The organism is Clostridium sp. HMP27 (assembly GCF_000765165.1).
Lineage (GTDB): Bacteria > Bacillota > Clostridia > Clostridiales > Clostridiaceae > Clostridium_AK.
Map to the genome: position 1 here is coordinate 1 of NZ_JMFY01000055.1, position 18,758 is coordinate 18,758.

General features: G+C 32.6%; 16 protein-coding genes, 3 tRNA genes and 1 riboswitch. All 19 genes read left to right on the top strand.

The window, feature by feature from the left end:
* Positions 1-90 precede the first annotated feature (90 nt).
* The 19 genes from DP68_RS17600 to DP68_RS17690 all read left to right on the top strand — a co-directional run bounded on the left by DP68_RS17600 (position 91) and on the right by DP68_RS17690 (position 18,732).
* A tRNA-Gly gene (locus tag DP68_RS17600) sits at positions 91-165 on the top strand.
* Positions 166-169: 4 nt separating this feature from the next.
* Positions 170-243 (top strand) — tRNA-Gly (locus DP68_RS17605).
* Between the two features lie 27 nt (positions 244-270).
* Positions 271-347 (top strand) — tRNA-Arg (locus tag DP68_RS17610).
* A 208-nt stretch (positions 348-555) separates the two neighbouring features.
* Complete coding sequence (locus DP68_RS17615) at positions 556-819, top strand: hypothetical protein (protein WP_035311733.1); 264 nt, start codon at positions 556-558, stop codon at positions 817-819.
* A gap of 230 nt (positions 820-1,049) precedes the next feature.
* Positions 1,050-2,321 carry a dicarboxylate/amino acid:cation symporter gene (locus DP68_RS17620; RefSeq protein ID WP_291550206.1) on the top strand — a complete coding sequence of 424 codons (1,272 nt, stop codon included), beginning with the start codon at positions 1,050-1,052 and terminating at the stop codon, positions 2,319-2,321.
* 179 nt (positions 2,322-2,500) lie between these two features.
* A riboswitch (purine riboswitch) is annotated at positions 2,501-2,602 on the top strand.
* Between the two features lie 136 nt (positions 2,603-2,738).
* The gene (locus DP68_RS17625) at positions 2,739-3,317 is read left to right on the top strand and encodes a xanthine phosphoribosyltransferase (RefSeq protein ID WP_035311734.1); all 579 of its coding nucleotides are present in this window, start codon (positions 2,739-2,741) and stop codon (positions 3,315-3,317) included.
* 65 nt (positions 3,318-3,382) lie between these two features.
* Positions 3,383-4,501: a BMP family ABC transporter substrate-binding protein gene (locus DP68_RS17630; protein WP_035311735.1), complete on the top strand. Its 1,119-nt coding sequence runs from the start codon at positions 3,383-3,385 to the stop codon at positions 4,499-4,501.
* A 21-nt stretch (positions 4,502-4,522) separates the two neighbouring features.
* Positions 4,523-6,055, top strand: coding sequence for an ABC transporter ATP-binding protein (locus DP68_RS17635; protein WP_035311736.1), 1,533 nt, complete (start codon positions 4,523-4,525; stop codon positions 6,053-6,055).
* Positions 6,048-7,121, top strand: a complete 1,074-nt coding sequence (locus tag DP68_RS17640) for an ABC transporter permease (protein ID WP_035311737.1) — start codon at positions 6,048-6,050, stop codon at positions 7,119-7,121. Before DP68_RS17635 ends, DP68_RS17640 begins: the two co-directional genes overlap by 8 nt.
* A gap of 1 nt (position 7,122) precedes the next feature.
* A complete protein-coding gene (locus DP68_RS17645; RefSeq protein WP_035311738.1) occupies positions 7,123-8,058 on the top strand; it encodes an ABC transporter permease in 936 nt (311 codons plus the stop codon).
* A gap of 238 nt (positions 8,059-8,296) precedes the next feature.
* The gene (gene pyrB, locus DP68_RS17650) at positions 8,297-9,220 is read left to right on the top strand and encodes an aspartate carbamoyltransferase (protein ID WP_035311739.1); all 924 of its coding nucleotides are present in this window, start codon (positions 8,297-8,299) and stop codon (positions 9,218-9,220) included.
* Position 9,221: 1 nt separating this feature from the next.
* The gene (locus tag DP68_RS17655; RefSeq protein WP_035311740.1) at positions 9,222-10,418 is read left to right on the top strand and encodes a dihydroorotase; all 1,197 of its coding nucleotides are present in this window, start codon (positions 9,222-9,224) and stop codon (positions 10,416-10,418) included.
* Complete coding sequence (pyrF, locus tag DP68_RS17660) at positions 10,412-11,278, top strand: orotidine-5'-phosphate decarboxylase (RefSeq protein WP_035311741.1); 867 nt, start codon at positions 10,412-10,414, stop codon at positions 11,276-11,278. Before DP68_RS17655 ends, pyrF begins: the two co-directional genes overlap by 7 nt.
* A gap of 59 nt (positions 11,279-11,337) precedes the next feature.
* Positions 11,338-12,060, top strand: coding sequence for a dihydroorotate dehydrogenase electron transfer subunit (locus DP68_RS17665; protein ID WP_035311742.1), 723 nt, complete (start codon positions 11,338-11,340; stop codon positions 12,058-12,060).
* A 2-nt stretch (positions 12,061-12,062) separates the two neighbouring features.
* On the top strand, positions 12,063-12,956 hold the full coding sequence (locus tag DP68_RS17670) for a dihydroorotate dehydrogenase (protein WP_035311743.1): 894 nt from the start codon (positions 12,063-12,065) through the stop codon (positions 12,954-12,956).
* Positions 12,957-12,976: 20 nt separating this feature from the next.
* Positions 12,977-13,555, top strand: a complete 579-nt coding sequence (gene pyrE / locus DP68_RS17675; RefSeq protein ID WP_035311744.1) for an orotate phosphoribosyltransferase — start codon at positions 12,977-12,979, stop codon at positions 13,553-13,555.
* A gap of 13 nt (positions 13,556-13,568) precedes the next feature.
* Complete coding sequence (carA, locus tag DP68_RS17680; protein ID WP_035311745.1) at positions 13,569-14,651, top strand: glutamine-hydrolyzing carbamoyl-phosphate synthase small subunit; 1,083 nt, start codon at positions 13,569-13,571, stop codon at positions 14,649-14,651.
* Between the two features lie 15 nt (positions 14,652-14,666).
* Positions 14,667-17,813, top strand: a complete 3,147-nt coding sequence (carB, locus tag DP68_RS17685) for a carbamoyl-phosphate synthase (glutamine-hydrolyzing) large subunit (RefSeq protein ID WP_052085893.1) — start codon at positions 14,667-14,669, stop codon at positions 17,811-17,813.
* Positions 17,814-17,916: 103 nt separating this feature from the next.
* Positions 17,917-18,732 (top strand): hypothetical protein, encoded by an 816-nt coding sequence (locus DP68_RS17690; RefSeq protein ID WP_035311746.1) that lies wholly within the window; start codon positions 17,917-17,919, stop codon positions 18,730-18,732.
* The last annotated feature ends 26 nt before the right edge of the window (positions 18,733-18,758 follow it).

Genomic DNA, 18,758 nt, shown 5'->3' on the forward strand with positions numbered 1-18,758 from the left:
ACTCCTGTCACCTGCACCATATATGATTTGTTATAGTGGTTTAAGGAAATTAAGGGATATCAAAATCTATGATTTTGATGTTTTATATTTGCGGGAGTGGCTCAGTGGTAGAGCGTCACCTTGCCAAGGTGAACGTCGCGAGTTCGAATCTCGTCTTCCGCTCCAATATGCGGGTGTAACTCAATGGTAGAGTGCTAGCCTTCCAAGCTAGTTACGAGGGTTCGATTCCCTTCACCCGCTCCAAATTTTAAAAAGTTAGATGCGCTTTAAGCGCCCATAGCTCAGCTGGATAGAGTGACGGACTTCGAATCCGGAGGTCGCAGGTTCGACTCCTGTTGGGCGCACCATAAAGTATAATATAGGCATTACGTAAGAGGTTGATATATAAGAGTTTGTAAAACTTGAAAAGGTTTTACAAACTCTTTTTTATTTTAGTATATATTTATATTAGTATGCGAATATATTGTTAAATTCAAGTTAAGTTTTTAACTTGAATTTAATTACTTTCTATATTATAATTATAGATAACGATTACAGAATAAGGTTGGTGAAAAGATGAAGGCGTATACATCACTTTTTTTAAAGGAAATATCTGATAGAATAAATTTTCTAATAAATCTTTATAATATTTCAGAAAATAAAATGACCTTATCTGATAATGTTATATCTGATTTCAATATAGCTATTTTAAAAAGAAAAGGATATATAATGGTAGGAGAAGAGAATTCCTATAAGATTGCATATCTAACTGAAAAAGGAAGAATTCTAGCGAAAGAAAATATAAATTATGATAATGAGTTAAGCATAAGTATTTGTTAATTATAAAAATAATTGGAGACTATTAGTAGACCACTAATAGTCTCCAATTGTTTTTATAATATATAATTTGGGATGAAAGAAAGATGTAGTGAAACTGTCATATACAATTTTGAATATTACGAAAAATACATTGGGGAAAATTATTTATTGCGATAATTGTCGGTTTTTGTTATTATATACATGGTAAATGAAATATTATGCTAAGTAATGTATCAGGAGGTTGATGAAAATTGCAAATTAAAAAAATGTCTAATACAACTAAGATATTAATTGCATTAATTATGGGTATTGCTTTTGGAATAATATCTAATTTTGCTTTTTCGGATCAAGTTAAATTAGTTTTAAATATGTGGATATTAAAGCCTGTAGGAAATGTTTTCTTAAGGGCTATTAAAATGCTAGTAGTTCCTTTAGTTATGTTTTCTTTAATATGCGGAGTAACTAGCATAAGCGATATGGGTAAGCTGGGTAGAGTTGGAGGGAAGATATTTTCTTACTATATGTTAACTACAGCCATAGGAGTAACAATAGCATTATTTTTTGCCAATTTGTTGAAGCCGGGCCTTGGAGTAGCTTTAACTGCAGGAAGTAGTGAAATAAAAAGTGCTGCTCCACCTTTTATTATGGATATACTTGTAAATATGGTTCCTACTAATCCAGTAGAGGCTATGGTAAAAGGGGACATGCTTCAAATAATAGTATTTTCTATTGTATTTGGTATAGCTGTCAATATCATAGGAAATCCAGTAAAGCCCCTTGTTAATATTTTAAATCAAATAAATGAAGTGTTATTAAAAATGATAGGATTAATTATGAGCTTAGCTCCTTATGGAGTATTTGCACTTATTTCTAGTGTAGTAGCTAGCCAAGGTATAAAAGTTCTATTACCACTTTTAAAATACTTCTTTGCATGCGTATTTGTAATGATAATACACGTAGTTGTGGTATATGGAGGAGCATTAAAGGTTTTAGGAGGTTTAAGTCCTGTTAAATTCTTTAAAAAGTTTTGGCCAGTTATGATATTGGCTTTAAGTACCTCTAGTAGTAATGCTACTATACCAATGAATTTAGATACATGTGAAAAGAAACTAGGTATTTCAAAGCCTGTAGCAAGTTTTACAATTCCATTTGGAGCTACTGTAAATATGGATGGAACTTCAATAATGCAGGGTGTGGCAGCGTTATTTATTGCTCAAATGTATGGGATAGACTTAAGTGTGCAACAGCAGTTAATGATAATACTCACTGCAACATTAGCGTCTATTGGAACAGCAGGGGTTCCAAGTTCTGGAGTAGTAATGCTCTCTATGGTACTTCAACAAGTAGGACTTCCGCTAGAGGGAGTGGCTTTAGTGTTAAGTATAGATAGACTTGTAGATATGGCAAGAACTGCAGTAAATATCACTGGAGATGCTGTTGGTACATTAATTGTAGCCAAATCTGAAGGTGAGATTGATTTAGAAGTATTTAATGATATGGATAAAATTAAACAAGTAGCTTAATATAAAAATGGCACAATCATCACTTTGTGATGATTGTGCCATTTTTGTAGAAATAATAAAATACTTAGTAAAGTGAAATTTGCTGATTTATAGCGAAATCATGCAAGTAATGCTTGCTTTTTATTAAGAAGTATTGTATTATATTTTTAACAAAGTAACTAACGAACATTATACCCAAATTAAAATAAAATATTCGCACTCATATATACTTAGAAATAGGGTCTAAGTGTTTCTACCAGGCAACCGTAAATTGCTGGGCTATGGGTGTTTATTGAGCTAATATTGTTGTTTTTTAATGTAATTAGCTTTTTAAACTCCCAAATTTTTTTGGGAGTTTTTATTTTTTATAGTAAGTGCTTAAAATAGATTGAAGCATATGGATTTGTTGATAAATCATATATGGAGAGGAATGAAAAGATGAATAAGTTAGTAGATAAAATTATTCAAGAAGGTAAGGTTATAGAAAATAGAATATTAAAAGTTGATAATTTCTTAAATCATCAAATTGATGTAGAATTGTTTAATTGGATGGGAAAAGAATTTAAGGAGAGATTTAAGGATAAAGATATAAATAAAATAATGACTTTAGAAACCTCTGGGATAGGTATCGCATGTATAGTAGCTCAATATTTTGATAATGTACCAGTGGTATTTGCAAAAAAGCATTCAGGTACCAATATGGATACAAGTGTTTATGAAGCAGATGTATATTCTTTTACAAAAAACAAGGATTATAAGATAAGAGTTTCTAAGAATTATCTGCACAAAAATGATAAAGTGCTTATAATAGATGATTTTTTAGCTATGGGAAGCGCTTCAGCAGGACTTATTAGTTTATGTGAACAAGCAGGGGCAGCTGTAGAAGGAATAGGCATAGCAATAGAAAAGAAGTTTCAACAAGGAAGGCAAGAGATATTAAGTAAGGGAATACGATTAGAATCCCTAGCGATAGTTGAAGCATTAGAAGATGGAAAAGTTGTATTTAGCGAAGAATAGTAAGCTTTTAATTTTGATTCTAAATAAAATTTTAATATAAAATTTATATAAGGGGGAATATTAAGATGAAAAAGTTTAAAATAACATCTTTATTATTAGCATCTGTAATGTGTATAGGTTTAGCTTTAACAGGGTGCGGTAGCAGCAAAAAAGAAGCAAATACTCAAAATGCTACATCAGACAAAAAGGAGGCAAAGGTAGGATTTATATATGTAGGGCCTGTTGGAGACGGTGGATGGACATATTCTCATGATGAAGGTAGAAAGTATTTAGAAAAAGAGTTAAAGGTTCCAACTATTTATAAAGAGTCTGTTAAGGAAGATACTGCTGAAGTACAAAAGGTTGTAGAAGATATGATAAATCAAGGATGTAATGTGATAATTGGTACAAGCTTTGGATTTATGGATGGAATGGAAAAAGAAGCTCAAAAACATAAGGATATTAAGTTCCTACATGCATCAGGATACAAGTCATCAGAAAATATGGCCAATTACTTTGGAAGAATATATCAGGCAAGATATCTTTCAGGTATAGTTGCAGGAATGAAAACAAAGACAAATAAAATAGGATATGTAGGAGCATTTCCAATTCCAGAGGTTGTAAGAGGTATAAATGCATTTACACTAGGAGTAAAGTCCGTTAATCCAAAGGCAGAGGTTTCGGTTAAATGGACAAATACTTGGTATGATCCAGCAAAGGAAAAGGAAGCAGCTAAGGCATTACTTGCAGAAGGATCAGATGTAATAACTCAGCACCAAGATACAGCAGGGCCACAGCAAGCAGCAGAGGAAAAGGGAGCATTTTCTATAGGATATAACACTGATATGAAAGATAAAGCTCCAAAAGCATATATGACAGCACCTATATGGAACTGGGGACCATATTATGTTGAACAGGTAAAGGCAATTAAAGAAGGAACATGGAAGTCACAAAACGTTTGGGGAGGTCTTGAAACAGGTATGGTAGCACTTGCTCCATTAACTGAAAATGCACCATCTGGAGCAAAAGAAGCAGTTGAAAAGGCTCAGAAGGAAATAATGGACGGAAAGAATAAAATATTTGTGGGACCAATAAAGGATCAAAGCGGGAATATAAAAGTTGAAAAAGATAAGGTTATGACAGATGAGGAATTATTAAGCTTTAATTGGTTTGTAGAAGGTGTAAAGGGTCAATTAGCAAAATAAATAAAAGCATAGGTGATGATTATGAATAAAACTGTTCCATATATAGTTATGAAAGATATAAATAAAAGCTTCGGAAAAGTCATAGCAAATAAAAATATAAACTTTAAAGTTCATGGCGGAGAAGTTCATGCTCTTTTAGGGGAAAATGGAGCAGGGAAGAGTACTTTAATGAATATGCTGTCTGGGGTTTATACTCCAGACAGCGGAAGCATTTATGTACATGGTAAAGATACATTTTTTTCATCTCCTAAGGATTCCATAAACAATGGAATAGGAATGATATATCAACATTTTAAATTAGTAGACAACATGACGGTATTTCAGAACATAATAATAGGACAAAAGAATAGCTTTTTTATAAATAAAGGGGCGGCATTAAATAAAATAAATGAAATATGCCATAAGTTTGGAATAGATATTTCATTAGATAAATTAATAAAAGACATGTCTGTAGGAGAAAAACAAATAGTAGAAATAATTAAGGTCTTATATAGGGGAGCAGATATACTTATATTTGATGAACCAACTACAGTTTTTACCCCTCAAGAGGTAAGTAAGTTATTTAAAATAATAAACAAAATGAGAGAAAATAATTGTGCTGTAATTTTCATATCTCACAAAATGGATGAGGTTATGGGAATATGTGACAAGGTAACTGTTTTAAGAAAAGGGGAAACAATATCGACTATTGATATAAAAGAAGCTTCTCCTAAAATATTGGCAGAGCTTATGGTTGGAAAAGCATTAAATCTATCCATAAAAAGAGCTGATGTAAGTTTTAAAGAAGAACTTTTAAGTGTAAAAGATCTAGTAGTTTTAAATGAAGAAAAAGCTAAAGCAGTAAAGGGAATAACATTCAATATTAAAAAGGGAGAAGTCGTTGGAATTGCAGGGGTAGCAGGAAGTGGTCAAAAGGAAATATGCGAAGCAATATCTGGGATATATCCTATAGAATCTGGGGAAATAACTATGGAAGGTGAAAACATAGTTGGACTTTCACCAAGAGATATTATTAAAAAAGGTATAAGCATGAGTTTTGTACCAGAGGATAGACTTGGTATGGGACTTATAGGTTCAATGGATATAGTGAATAATCTTCTCTTGAAATCCTACCATAAACAAAAAGGATTTTTACTTAGAAAAAAAGAAGCTGAAGAAAAGGCAATTAACATAAAAAAAGATTTTGATATAAAAACTCCTAGTATATATTACCCAGTGAAAAATCTTTCAGGAGGAAATATTCAAAAGATACTTTTAGGAAGAGAATTAGATTTGAAGCCAAAACTTCTTATAATGGCTTATCCAGTTAGAGGGCTTGACATAAATACATGTTATACCATATATAACTTAATTGATGAACAGAAAAAGAGCGGAGTATCTACGTTATATGTAGGTGAGGATATAGATGTTCTTATAAATTTATGCGATAGAATCATTGTACTTTGTAATGGAGAAGTTACAGGGGAGCTTAAAGGCACAGAAGCTACAAGGGAAAAGATAGGATATCTAATGGCAGGAAATAAAATAGAAGGCGAGGAATACGAAGTTGTTTAAAATAATTAAGGTAGAAGAAATTACAACTAAAAGAAGTATACTCATAACATGTATTTCTATAATATTAGCCTTTTTGGTAGTAGCTGCATTTATAAGCATTTTAGGGCTAAATCCTATTGAAGTATATGGAGCAATGATAAAAGGATCCTTTGGCTCTTTATATAGTACCAAAGAAACCATAGTAAAGGCTATTCCTCTTATAGTAACTGCCCTTGGAGTTTCTATAGCATTTAAAATGCAGTTTTGGAATATTGGAGGAGAAGGTCAAATAGTTATGGGAGCCCTCTTTTCATCATATTTTGCATTGAATTTTTCTGATATGAATAAGTTTTTACTATTAACCATTATGGCTATAGCAGGTATGGTAGGTGGAGCGATATGGGCATATATTCCTTCAATTCTGAAGTTTAAATTTAATACCAATGAAACAATAGTGACTCTCATGATGAATTATATAGCTTTAAAGTTTGTTACTTATCTTCAGTATGGACCATGGAAGGATCCTAAAGCTCAGGGCTTTCCTAAGATAGCTAGCTTTAGTGATAATGCAGTGCTTCCTGAAGTTATGGGAGTACATTTAGGATGGATTATAGCTTTAATACTAATTATAGCTGTGCATATTTTTATAAATCATACTAAAAAGGGCTATGAAATATCAGTTCTTGGAGAAAGTGAAAAGACAGCTATTTATGCAGGAATCAATATAAAACGAACACTTATTGTAGCAATGCTTTTAAGTGGAGGATTATGTGGGCTTACAGGGATGATTCAAGCTTCTGCAGTAAGTGGAACTTTATCCGTAGAAGTATCAGGGGGAGTTGGATATACTGCTATAATAGTAGCTTGGCTTTCAGCTTTAAAAGCGCCAGTTATACTAATCGTTGGTGTATTATTTGCGGCTCTTTTAGAAGGAGGAGCATTTATACAAACAGCCTTTGGAATACCTGAAGCTGCAGCGTTAATATTACAATCAACTATACTTTTCTTTGTTCTAGGAAGTGAATTTTTTATAAAGTATAAGGTGTTGAGAAAAAATACAGCGAAAGTACTTAAGGAGGCAGCTTAATATGGATATGATAATTTCTTTACTTCAAGCTTCCATAGTAGCCGGAACTCCACTCCTATTTGCAACTTTAGGAGAACTTATTTCAGAGAAATCTGGTAACTTAAACCTTGGAGTAGAAGGCATGATGCTAATGGGGTCGGTTATAGGATTTATGGTTGGAATTAAAACACAAAATCCTATAATTGCAATGCTAGGTGCAATGATGGCAGGAGCTTTAGGAGCACTTATATATTCATTTTTAACAGTATCTTTAAGAGCAAATCAAGTAGTATCAGGTCTTACATTAACCATATTTGGAACGGGATTTTCAAGTATGGTAGGAAAAAGCTTAATAGGCCAAGTAGCGCCAGATGCTATAAAAGATTTCTTTAAACCTGTATTTGTTCCAATACTAGGACATATTCCGGTTGTAGGTGAAGTGTTTTTTAGACAGGATTCATTTGTGTATTTAGGATATATATTAGCAGTTACAATGGGAATATATATGTATTGTACTTCAAAAGGATTAAATTTAAGAGCTGTAGGAGAAAATCCAAAGTCTGCTGATGCAGCAGGGATAAATATAAATTTATATAAATATATCCATCTGCTTATAGGAGGAGCTTTATGTGGTCTCGGGGGTGCATATTTATCATTAGTGTATGTACCAGCTTGGCAAGAAGGAATAACTGCGGGAAGAGGATGGATAGCTGTAGCCTTAGTTATATTTGTATCTTGGAATCCATATAAGGCATTACTAGGGGCGTATGTATTTGGAGCATTGGATATAGTAGGCTTTAGAATGCAGGGGTTAAATATAGCTATATCTCAATATCTAATAGATATGATGCCATATGTGGTTACGATAGTTGCTATGGTAGTGGTTTCTGCTAAAAAGTCGATTAACAGTTTACCCCCTAAAGGACTTGGTGTATCATATTTCAGAGAAGAAAGATAGAAATTATACTTGACTTTTAGTGAGACAAGTGATACTCTTTTTACAAAGATAATATAAATATTTTCCTTTAAGAAAGGTCCCGTGAGACCTGGAAGGAATGGTAATTAGTATGTATAAAATTAATTATGTTATAAATTAATTTTATATTATGTGCGGACTATACCTTCCTTTTGATAAAAGGAAGGTTTTTTTATGCCTTTAAGATAGTACAGTGATACTAAAAAGGAGGAGATTAATAATGATAAATGTAAGAAATTTAATTGACCCAACTGACTTTTCAACAGATGAAATAAATGAAATTTTAGTACTAGCTCAAGATATGGAAAAAAATCCAGAGAGGTATTCAAATCTATGTAGTGGCAAAATACTTGCCGCACTATTCTATGAACCAAGCACTAGAACAAGATTAAGTTTTGAAGCAGCAATGCTAAGATTAGGAGGAAGAATTATAGGTTTTTCAGAGCCTAATTCAACTTCCGTATCGAAGGGAGAAAGTCTTGAAGATACTATAAAAATTATATCTTGTTATTCGGATATTATTGCTATAAGACATCCAAAAGAAGGCTCTGCAGAGAGAGCTTCTCTATACTCTGATGTCCCTGTAATAAATGCAGGGGATGGAGCAAATCAACATCCTACTCAAACATTAACAGATTTATCAACTATTCAAAATCTAAAAGGAAGATTATCCAATCTTACAGTGGGGCTTTGTGGAGATTTGAAGTTCGGTAGAACAGTTCATTCTCTTATAAAGGCTTTATCTAGATATTCAAATAATAAAATTATTTTAATATCACCTGATGAATTAAAAATTCCAGATTATATCAAAATGGAGGTTTTGAAAAACACTTCCATGGAAATTCACGAAGTTAAATCTTTAGAAGAAGTCATAGATAATCTAGATATACTTTATATGACTAGAATACAAAAGGAAAGATTTGATAGTGAAGATGAATACTTAAGACTTAAAGACAGTTATATATTAACTAAAGAGAAATTAAGAAATGCTAAAGATGATATGCTCATACTTCATCCTCTACCAAGAGTTAATGAAATACACCCTGACGTAGATTTAGATAAAAGAGCCACGTATTTTAAGCAAGCTAGATATGGAATGTATGTAAGAATGGCTCTTATATCAAAGCTTTTGGGGGTGATATAGCATGGAACTTTTAATTAAGGGCGCAAGAGTTGTAGATTGGAGCAGCGATTTCATAGGAGATGTTTATATAAAAGATGGACTTATATATGAGATAGGATCAGATTTGATCAAAAACTGCAGAACTATAGATGCAACAGGGAAATTACTCATGCCAGCTTTTGTGGATTTACACACTCACTTTAGGGATCCGGGATTTACTCATAAAGAAGATATGTTAAGTGGAAGTATGGCAGCGGTAAGAGGCGGATACACTGCAGTAAATCTTATGGCAAATACAAATCCAGTATGCAGCACAAAAGAGACTATAGAATATGTACTTGATAAGGGTAATGAAGTAGGTCTAGTAGATGTACATCAAGTAGCTTCTATAACTAAAGATTTTGATGGCAATACATTAACAAAGTTAGATGAACTAGGTAGCAAGGTTAGAATGATTTCAGAAGATGGGAAAGATGTGCTGAATAGCAAAGTTATGATGAATGCAATGATAAAGGCAAAGGAAAATGGTTTTACAGTGCTTTGCCATTCAGAAGATGAAACCCTAGCCTCCACGGATTCTAGGATGGCAGAAAATTTAATGACTTGGAGGAACATAACGTTATCCAGGTATACAGGGTGTAAACTGCATCTTTGTCATGTAAGCACAAAGGAAGCAATTGATTATATTAAAGAAGCAAAGAATAAAGGAACTAAGGTAACCTGTGAGGTGACACCTCATCATATAGCACTATGGGACTTAGATTACAGTGTAAATCCACCTATCAGATCTAAAGAAGATGTGGACTATATAGTAAGCGCTATAAGGAAAGGATATGTAGATGCTATAGCTACAGACCATGCTCCACATACCATAGAGGATAAGTTAAAGGGGAGTCCAGGTATTTCAGGAATAGAAACAGCATTTTCAGTGTGTTACACAAGGCTTGTACAAGAAGAAGGATTAAGCTTAAATAAGCTATCGGAAGTTATGTCTAAAAATCCATCAAAGATAATGGGTATAAATAAGGGAGAAATAGAAATTGGAAAAGATGGAGATTTAGTTTTAATAGATGTGAACAAAAAACCAACTATAGATGCTAGTAAATTTAAATCAAAGGGTAAGAATACACCTTTTGAAGGAATGAGTGTTTATGGGGAAATATTAAAGACTATAAGATATGGGGAAATAGTTTATGAAAAGGAGAATTCTGTATGTTAATAGATAGATTATATGAAGAAGTTGAATCCAAGGGAAATGTATGCGTAGGGCTTGATACTTGTATGGAGTATATACCGAAGGATTTTAAAGATAAATATTACTTTGAACAGGACGCATTATTTAGATTTAACCAAAGAATTATAGATGCAACAGCTGATATTGCGGCTTGCTTTAAGGTGCAGATAGCTTACTATGAGGCACTAGGAATTAAGGGGCTAATGGCATATAAGAAAACCTTAGAATATATAAGAAGTAGAGGGAATATAGCGATATCTGATATAAAAAGAGGAGACATTTCCTCAACTGCAAGCATGTATGCAAAGGGCCATTTTGAAGGAGATTTTGAAACGGATTTTATAACATTAAGTCCATACATGGGAATGGACAGTATAGAACCTTACTTAAATTATGTAAAAGAAAAAGAAAAGGGTATATTTGTACTTGTAAGAACATCTAATGAAGGAGCAAAAGATATAGAATTTTTAAATACTAAAGATGGGAAAAAAGTGTATGAAACAGTTGGAGAAAAACTTGAAGTTTTAGGTGGAAATTTTATGGGGGACTGTGGATACAGCTCTATAGGCGGGGTTGTTGGATGCACTCATAGAGAAGATGCGGTAGAGATTAGAAAAAAATTCAATAACACCTTCTTTCTAATACCAGGTTATGGAGCACAAGGTGGTACAGAAGATGATGTAAGTTTGTACCTTAATCAGGGAAATGGAGGGGTGGTAAATTCCTCAAGAGGAATTTTACTAGCCTATAAAAAATGTGAGGATTCTTCTTTAAGCTTTGAAGAATGTTCTAGAATAGAAGCTTTAAGCATGAGAGATAAGATAAGAAAAAGCTGCTCAAGATAGTGGGATGATTCACTAAAATATGAAATGTATATAGATAAGAAGGGGTGTAGGTTTTATATATGAAAAAGATGAAGGTTTTACAAAATGAAGTTATATCTGAAGATATATATAAATTAAAATTAGAGGGAGATTTTACTGGAAAACCAGGACAGTTTTTTATGCTAAGAGCTTGGGATCAAGAACCTATACTTAACAGACCTATAAGTATATATGACATAGATGATGAGGGGATAAGCTTCTTATATCATGTATGTGGAAAAGGAACGGAAATATTTAAAAACCTAGAGGTTAACGATGAAGTAAAGGTTATGGGACCGCTTGGTAACGGCTTCCCATTAGAAAATATAAGTGGAAAAGTTGCAGTTATAACTGGAGGAATAGGAATGGCTCCTATGAATTACGTGGTAAAAAATCTTGAAGGTTGTGATATAGACTTGTATTCAGGATTTAGAGAAGAAATATACGCAGTAGAAAAATTGAAACCTTATGTAAAAAATTTATATATATCTACTGAAAATGGTGTGCAAGGACATAAGGGATATATAACAGAAATATTTAACCCTGATGAGTATGAAACTGTACTGTGTTGTGGACCAGAAATTATGATGAATAAGGTTATTGAAATGTGTAAGGAAAAGAAAGTGCCTTTATATGTGTCCTTAGAAAAGAAAATGGCTTGTGGAATAGGAGCATGCCTTGTATGTACTTGTAAGACAAAGGATGGAAACAAAAAAAGCTGTAAAGATGGCCCTGTATTCTTAGGGTCAGAGTTGGAGGAATAGATATGAAGGTTAATATATGTGGAATTGAGTTAAAGAATCCAGTTATAGCTGCGTCAGGAACCTATGGATTTGGAAAAGAATACGGTGAGTTTTATGATGCAAGTGAATTAGGAGGAATAAGTACAAAGGGACTTACGATAAACAAAAAAGAAGGAAATGAAGGAATTAGAATACATGAAACATCTTCAGGAATATTAAACAGCGTTGGATTACAAAACCCTGGGATAGATGGTTTTATAAAAGAAGAACTACCTGAAATGAGGGAAATTGATACTGTAATAATAGCCAACATAGGCGGAGGAACCATAGGAGACTATCTTGAAGCTGTAGATAGAATTAATCAAACTGATGTAGACATGATAGAACTAAATATATCTTGTCCTAATGTGAAGGATGGAGGTATGGCATTTGGGATAAAATCTAAAGTGGCTTATGAAGTGGTGAGCAAGGTGAGAAGTATATGCAAGAAACCTCTCATTGTAAAATTATCACCTAATGCTGAAGATATAGTAGATATGGCGGTGAAGTGTCAAGAAGCAGGAGCAAATTCTATATCAATGGTCAACACATTTAAGGGGATGGCAATAGATATAAAAGCTAAAAAGCCTGTATTCAACAATGTCACTGCAGGACTTTCTGGACCAGCTATAAAGCCTATAGCCTTAAGAATGGTATATGAGGTATGCAGAGAAGTTTCTATACCTGTAATCGGAATGGGTGGAATAGTAACATGGCAAGATGCGGTAGAGTTTATTATGGCAGGATCACATGCTATTCAAGTAGGAACTGCTAATTTTATGAATCCCTATGCAGCTTTAGAAATTGTGCATGGGATAGAAGCGTATATGAATAAAGAGGGAATAAAAAGTTTATCAGAAATAAGAGGAAGTATTTAAAATTAAAGGAGCGATAATTTATGAAAAGAGATATAAATGTAATAGATATATTAAAGGAATGTGAAGCCTTATTAGAAGGACACTTTTTATTATCATCAGGAAGACATAGTAATAGATATTGTCAGTGTGCAAGGCTTCTACAATATCCAGATAAAGCAGAGCAAGTTTTAAGCATTGTAGCAGATAAGCTAAAGGATATTGAGTTTGATATGGTAGTTGGTCCAGCTATGGGAGGAGTAGTTGTAGCCTATGAGCTTGCAAGACAGTTAAATAAACCTGGAATATTTACAGAAAGACAAGAAGGAATAATGACACTCAGAAGAGGATTTGAAATTAAAAAGGGACAAAAGGTAATAATATCTGAAGATGTAATAACTACAGGAAAATCTTCCTTAGAGGTAGCTAAACTAATAGGAGAATTAGGCGGAGAAGTGGTTGCACTTTGTTCAATAGTAGATAGAAGAGAAGAAGGGATGAAAGTACCTTATCCTGTATATAGTGCTATAAAGTTAGAAGTTAATTCTTATGAAAAAGAAGAATGTCCACTTTGCGGTGCAAATATACCATACGTAAAGCCAGGAAGCAGAAATATAAAATAAGGGGGATGTATTTATGAAGGGATATCTATATTTAGAAGATGGAAAGGTCTATGAAGGGAAAATAGCTGGAGAAGTTAAAGAAACCTTAGGAGAAATAGTATTTAATACTTCTATGACAGGATATGAAGAAATACTTACAGATCCATCTTATGCAGGGCAGATTATAAACATGACCTATCCCCTAATAGGAAACTACGGAATAAATAGCTTTGATATAGAAAGTAACAAGATTCATGCTAAAGGCTTAGTCGTAAAGGAATTAAGTAAAACTCCTTCCCATTATTTAAATGAACAGGACTTAAATAATTTTTTAAACAGTATGGGGATAACTGCGCTATATGATGTGGATACAAGAGCAATAACTAAGAGAATAAGAGAAAAAGGGACTATGAAGTGCATAATATCTAATGAAATATATAGTGGAGAAAAACTTAAGGAGTTATTTCAAAAGGATTTCGGAAGTGATTTTGTAAAACAAGTAAGTACTAAAGAAGTAGTTCATATAAAAGGTGATGGTTTTAAAGTTGCTTTAATGGATTTCGGAGCTAAAGCCAATATAATTAGAAGTTTAAAGGAAAGAAAATGTGACATAACAATATTTCCATACAGTACATCTGCGGAAGAAATATTAAGTATACAGCCAGATGGAGTGCTTTTAAGTAATGGACCGGGAGATCCAAAAGAGATGATTGAAGCTGTAGAAAGTGTAAAAGGGCTTATAGGCAAAGTACCTATATTCGGAATATGTTTAGGGCATCAATTACTTTCATTAGCATTAGGAGGAGATACATATAAATTGAAATATGGACACAGAGGCGGAAATCATGGTGTTCATGATATAGAAAAAGATAAGGTTTTTATAACTTCTCAAAATCATAGTTATGCAGTAGAAGAAGAAAGTATCAAGGATAAAGATATAGTAATTACTCATGTGAATTTAAATGATGGAACTATAGAAGGAATAAGACACAAGCACTATAAGGTTTTTTCTGTACAATTTCATCCAGAGGGATGTCCAGGACCACAGGATTCAGCATATCTCTTTGAAAAATTTTTAGATAATATGACAAGCAGTAATAAAACAATAAGTGCATAATAGGAGGTAAAAATTATGGCATTAGATAAAAGTTTAAAGAAGGTTTTAATACTAGGGTCAGGTCCTATAATAATCGGGCAAGCTGCTGAATTTGATTACTCAGGAACTCAGGCTTGTACTGCTGTAAGAGAAGAAGGAATTGAGGTAGTTCTAGTAAATAGTAATCCTGCTACTATAATGACTGATACTGAAATAGCAGATAAAGTATATATAGAGCCTCTTGATGTAGAATCTATAGAAGAGATAATAGAAAAGGAAAGACCTGAAGGTATTATGGCTGGATTTGGAGGACAAACAGCTTTAAATCTTGCTATGAAACTTAAAGAACAGGGGATACTTGATAAGTTTCAAGTTAAACTTCTTGGTATAAATAGTGATGCCATAAAAAAATCAGAGGATAGAGAAGAATTTAAAAAGTTGATGCTAGAAACAGGTCAGCCTATTCCAGAAAGTATTATAGCTACAAATGTTGATCAGTGTAAAGAATTTGTAGAGAATCATGGATTTCCTGTAATAATAAGACCAGCGTATACATTAGGTGGAACTGGTGGCGGAATTGCCTCTAATATAGAAGAACTTGTAGAGATATGCTCAAGAGGAATAAGCATGAGTCCTATAAATCAAATATTATTAGAGCAGAGTGTTGCTGGATGGAAGGAAATAGAATATGAAGTTATAAGAGATAAAAAGGATAATTGTATTATAGTATGTAATATGGAGAATATGGACCCTGTTGGAATACATACTGGTGATAGTATAGTAGTTGCTCCATCACAAACCTTAAGAGATAAAGAGTATCAAATGCTTAGAAAAGCATCCACAGATATAGTAAGAAGTTTAAAAATAGAGGGAGGATGTAATGTACAGCTTGCATTAAATCCTAATGATAATAAATATGTAGTAATTGAAGTAAATCCAAGGGTAAGTAGATCAAGTGCACTAGCTTCTAAAGCTACAGGGTATCCAATAGCAAAAATAGCATCAAAGATTGCGCTAGGATATAGCTTGGATGAACTTAAGAACCCTGTTACAGGAAATTCTAGTGCGTGCTTTGAACCAGCTATAGATTATGTAGTAACTAAGATACCGAGATGGCCTTTTGATAAATTTGAAAGAGCTGATAGAAAGCTTGGAACACAGATGAAGGCAACAGGGGAAGTTATGGCACTAGCAAGAAGTTTTGAGGCATCGCTTATGAAAGCTGTAGCTTCTTTAGATGGAAATATAAATTCACTTTTGGTAGATGAAATTATGAGATTGTCTTTAGATGAAATAAAAGACGGAATAAGATGCCAAGATGATAGAAGATTATTCTTTATAGCAGAGGCTATAAGGCGAGACATGTCTTTAGTAGAAATAAGTGAAATAACTAAAATTGATATGTGGTTTTTGAATGGAATAAATAACATAATAAATATGGAAAGAAAACTTCAGCGTGAAGGATTAAATATATATGATTTAAAGGAAGCTAAGAAGTTAGGGTTTTCAGATAAGGATATAAGTAAGATTCTAGATCTTAGTGAAGAGTATATAGAGGAAATAAGAAAAGAAAATAATATAATACCGTCATATAAAATAGTAGATACTTGCAGCGGAGAATTTAAAGCAAGCACTCCATATTACTATTCTACTTATGATGAAGAGGATGAAAATATAATAAGTAATGAAAGAAAAATATTAATAGTAGGATCAGGACCTATAAGAATAGGACAGGGGATAGAATTTGATTATTGCTCAGTGCATGGAATATGGGCAGTAAAAAAGAATGGATACTCACCTATAATAATAAATAGTAATCCTGAAACAGTTAGTACAGATTTTGATACAGCAGATAAATTATATTTTGAACCTATAACATTAGAAAATGTTGTGAATATAATAGAAAAGGAAAAAATAGAAGGAGTCATATTGGAATTTGGAGGACAGACTTCTATAAATTTAGCTAAGGAGCTTCATAAAAGAGGGGTAAAAATACTTGGAACTTCTTTTGAATCTATTGATATAGCAGAAGATAGAGATAAGTTTGGTAAGTTCCTTAAGAGCTTAAACATATATGCACCAGAAGGGAAATGTGCAAGAAATAGAGAAGAAGCAATAGCAGCAGCAGAGGAACTTGGATATCCTCTTGTACTTAGACCTTCCTATGTTATAGGTGGAAGAGCTATGGAAATAATTCATAACAATGAAGGATTATTGAAATATATAACTGAAGCTGTGAAAGTATCTAAGGATCATCCTATTCTCATAGATAGATATATAATGGGAAAGGAAATAGAAGTAGATGCACTTTGTGATGGACAGGAAATACTAATCCCAGGAATAATGGAGCATATAGAAAGAACTGGGGTGCATTCTGGAGATAGTATAACCGTATATCCACCAGTGAGTTTAAGTGAAGAAGTAATAGAGACTTTAGTACATCATACAAAACAGATAGCGGTAGGATTAAATATAAAGGGGCTAGTAAATATACAATATGCTTTTGACGGAGAAAGGGTTTATGTTATAGAAGTTAACCCAAGAGCTTCAAGAACAGTACCTATATTAAGTAAAGTGACAAAAGTACCTATGATTGATATTTCCTTGGAAATAAAGCTAGGAAAAAGTCTTAAAGAGTCTAATTATGGGATAGGAATTCTTCCAAATAAAAATTATTATGCAGTAAAAGCACCTGTATTTTCAGGGGAAAAGTTAAATAATGCAGATATATATTTAGGACCAGAAATGAAATCTACTGGAGAAGTATTAGGCATAGATGAGGATTATAATAAAGCAGTTTATAAAGCGTTTAGATCTACAGGAATCAATTTAAATGGAAATAATCATATTCATGTATCTTTAAATGAGTTTGAAAAAAATCAGGAAACTTTAGAAATATTAAAGAGGTATACAAACTTAGGATTCTCAATTATGGCATCTGAGGGTACTGCAAGATTCTTAAGTTCTAATGGAATATCTTCTACAGAAGCATCTGTTAAGGAGATAGTAGATTATATAAGAAAAAATAAAATTTCACTGGTTATAAATACACCTAACAAGGGAAATGATTCAAGTAGGGAAGGTTTTAAATTAAGGAGTATTTGTACAGCTTGCAAAATCCCATTATTTACTTGCTTGGATACAGCAAAAATATTTGCAGACTCTTATATTGCAAAAAAATAAATTTTATAAAAAATATTACTAAATACCTCCTAATTGAGTTATAATAAATTGTATATGCCCTATTAGGCTAAATGCTAGAAAAAATCATTAGGAGGGATTTGGTGTGGGGAAACCAAGTATTTTTAGTAGCAATTATAAGCGAAGAATGAGAAGACGAAGAATACTTATAGCTTTAATAACAGTTTGTGTTATATCAGCAGTAACAGCTACTTGGTTGCTTACGAAAAATGGTTTTAAGAAAAAGATGACAGATATTAAAACTGATTTTTTGACAAAGGAAAATGAAAGAAGTAAACAAATAAATGATGAAAGTAAAAATAAGGATAATTTAAATAAGAAACAAAGTGAAGTTAAAACTCCGGTTCAAAAAACTCCAGAACAGAAAAAAGAAGAAGGGTATGAATTAACTCTTGCAAATGGAACAAAGATAAAAGTTGTATATGAAGGACAAGGAGAAGAAAAAAAGTTTAAATATATAGTACCTTTAGAAAGTAAAACACAATATGATATAAGTCCTAATGGAAAAGGGGCAGTTGTGTTCGATGATAAAATACAAAGAATCAAATATATAGATATATCGGGAAGAGTAACAGATATAACAAGAAATCAATATGTTTCAACTAGCGGTAATGTAGTAATAAATCATGATGAATGGCTTCAATCTAAACCAGATTACATATGGTGTACATCGCCTAAATTTATTGATGATAACAATATAGCGTATATAAGTCAGCTTCCATGGTTAAATAAGTCTACTAAATATATATGGATAACAAATATTCAAGGAAGTAATCATGTTTATGTTCAAACTGTTAATGGAGAGAATGTAACGTTTAATAATATTGATACTAAAGGATTATCTACTGCGATAGATGGTAACATATTTTACTTAAAGAGTACCGGAGAGGTCGTAAAATAATAATACATAATGAAGATGCTATCGAA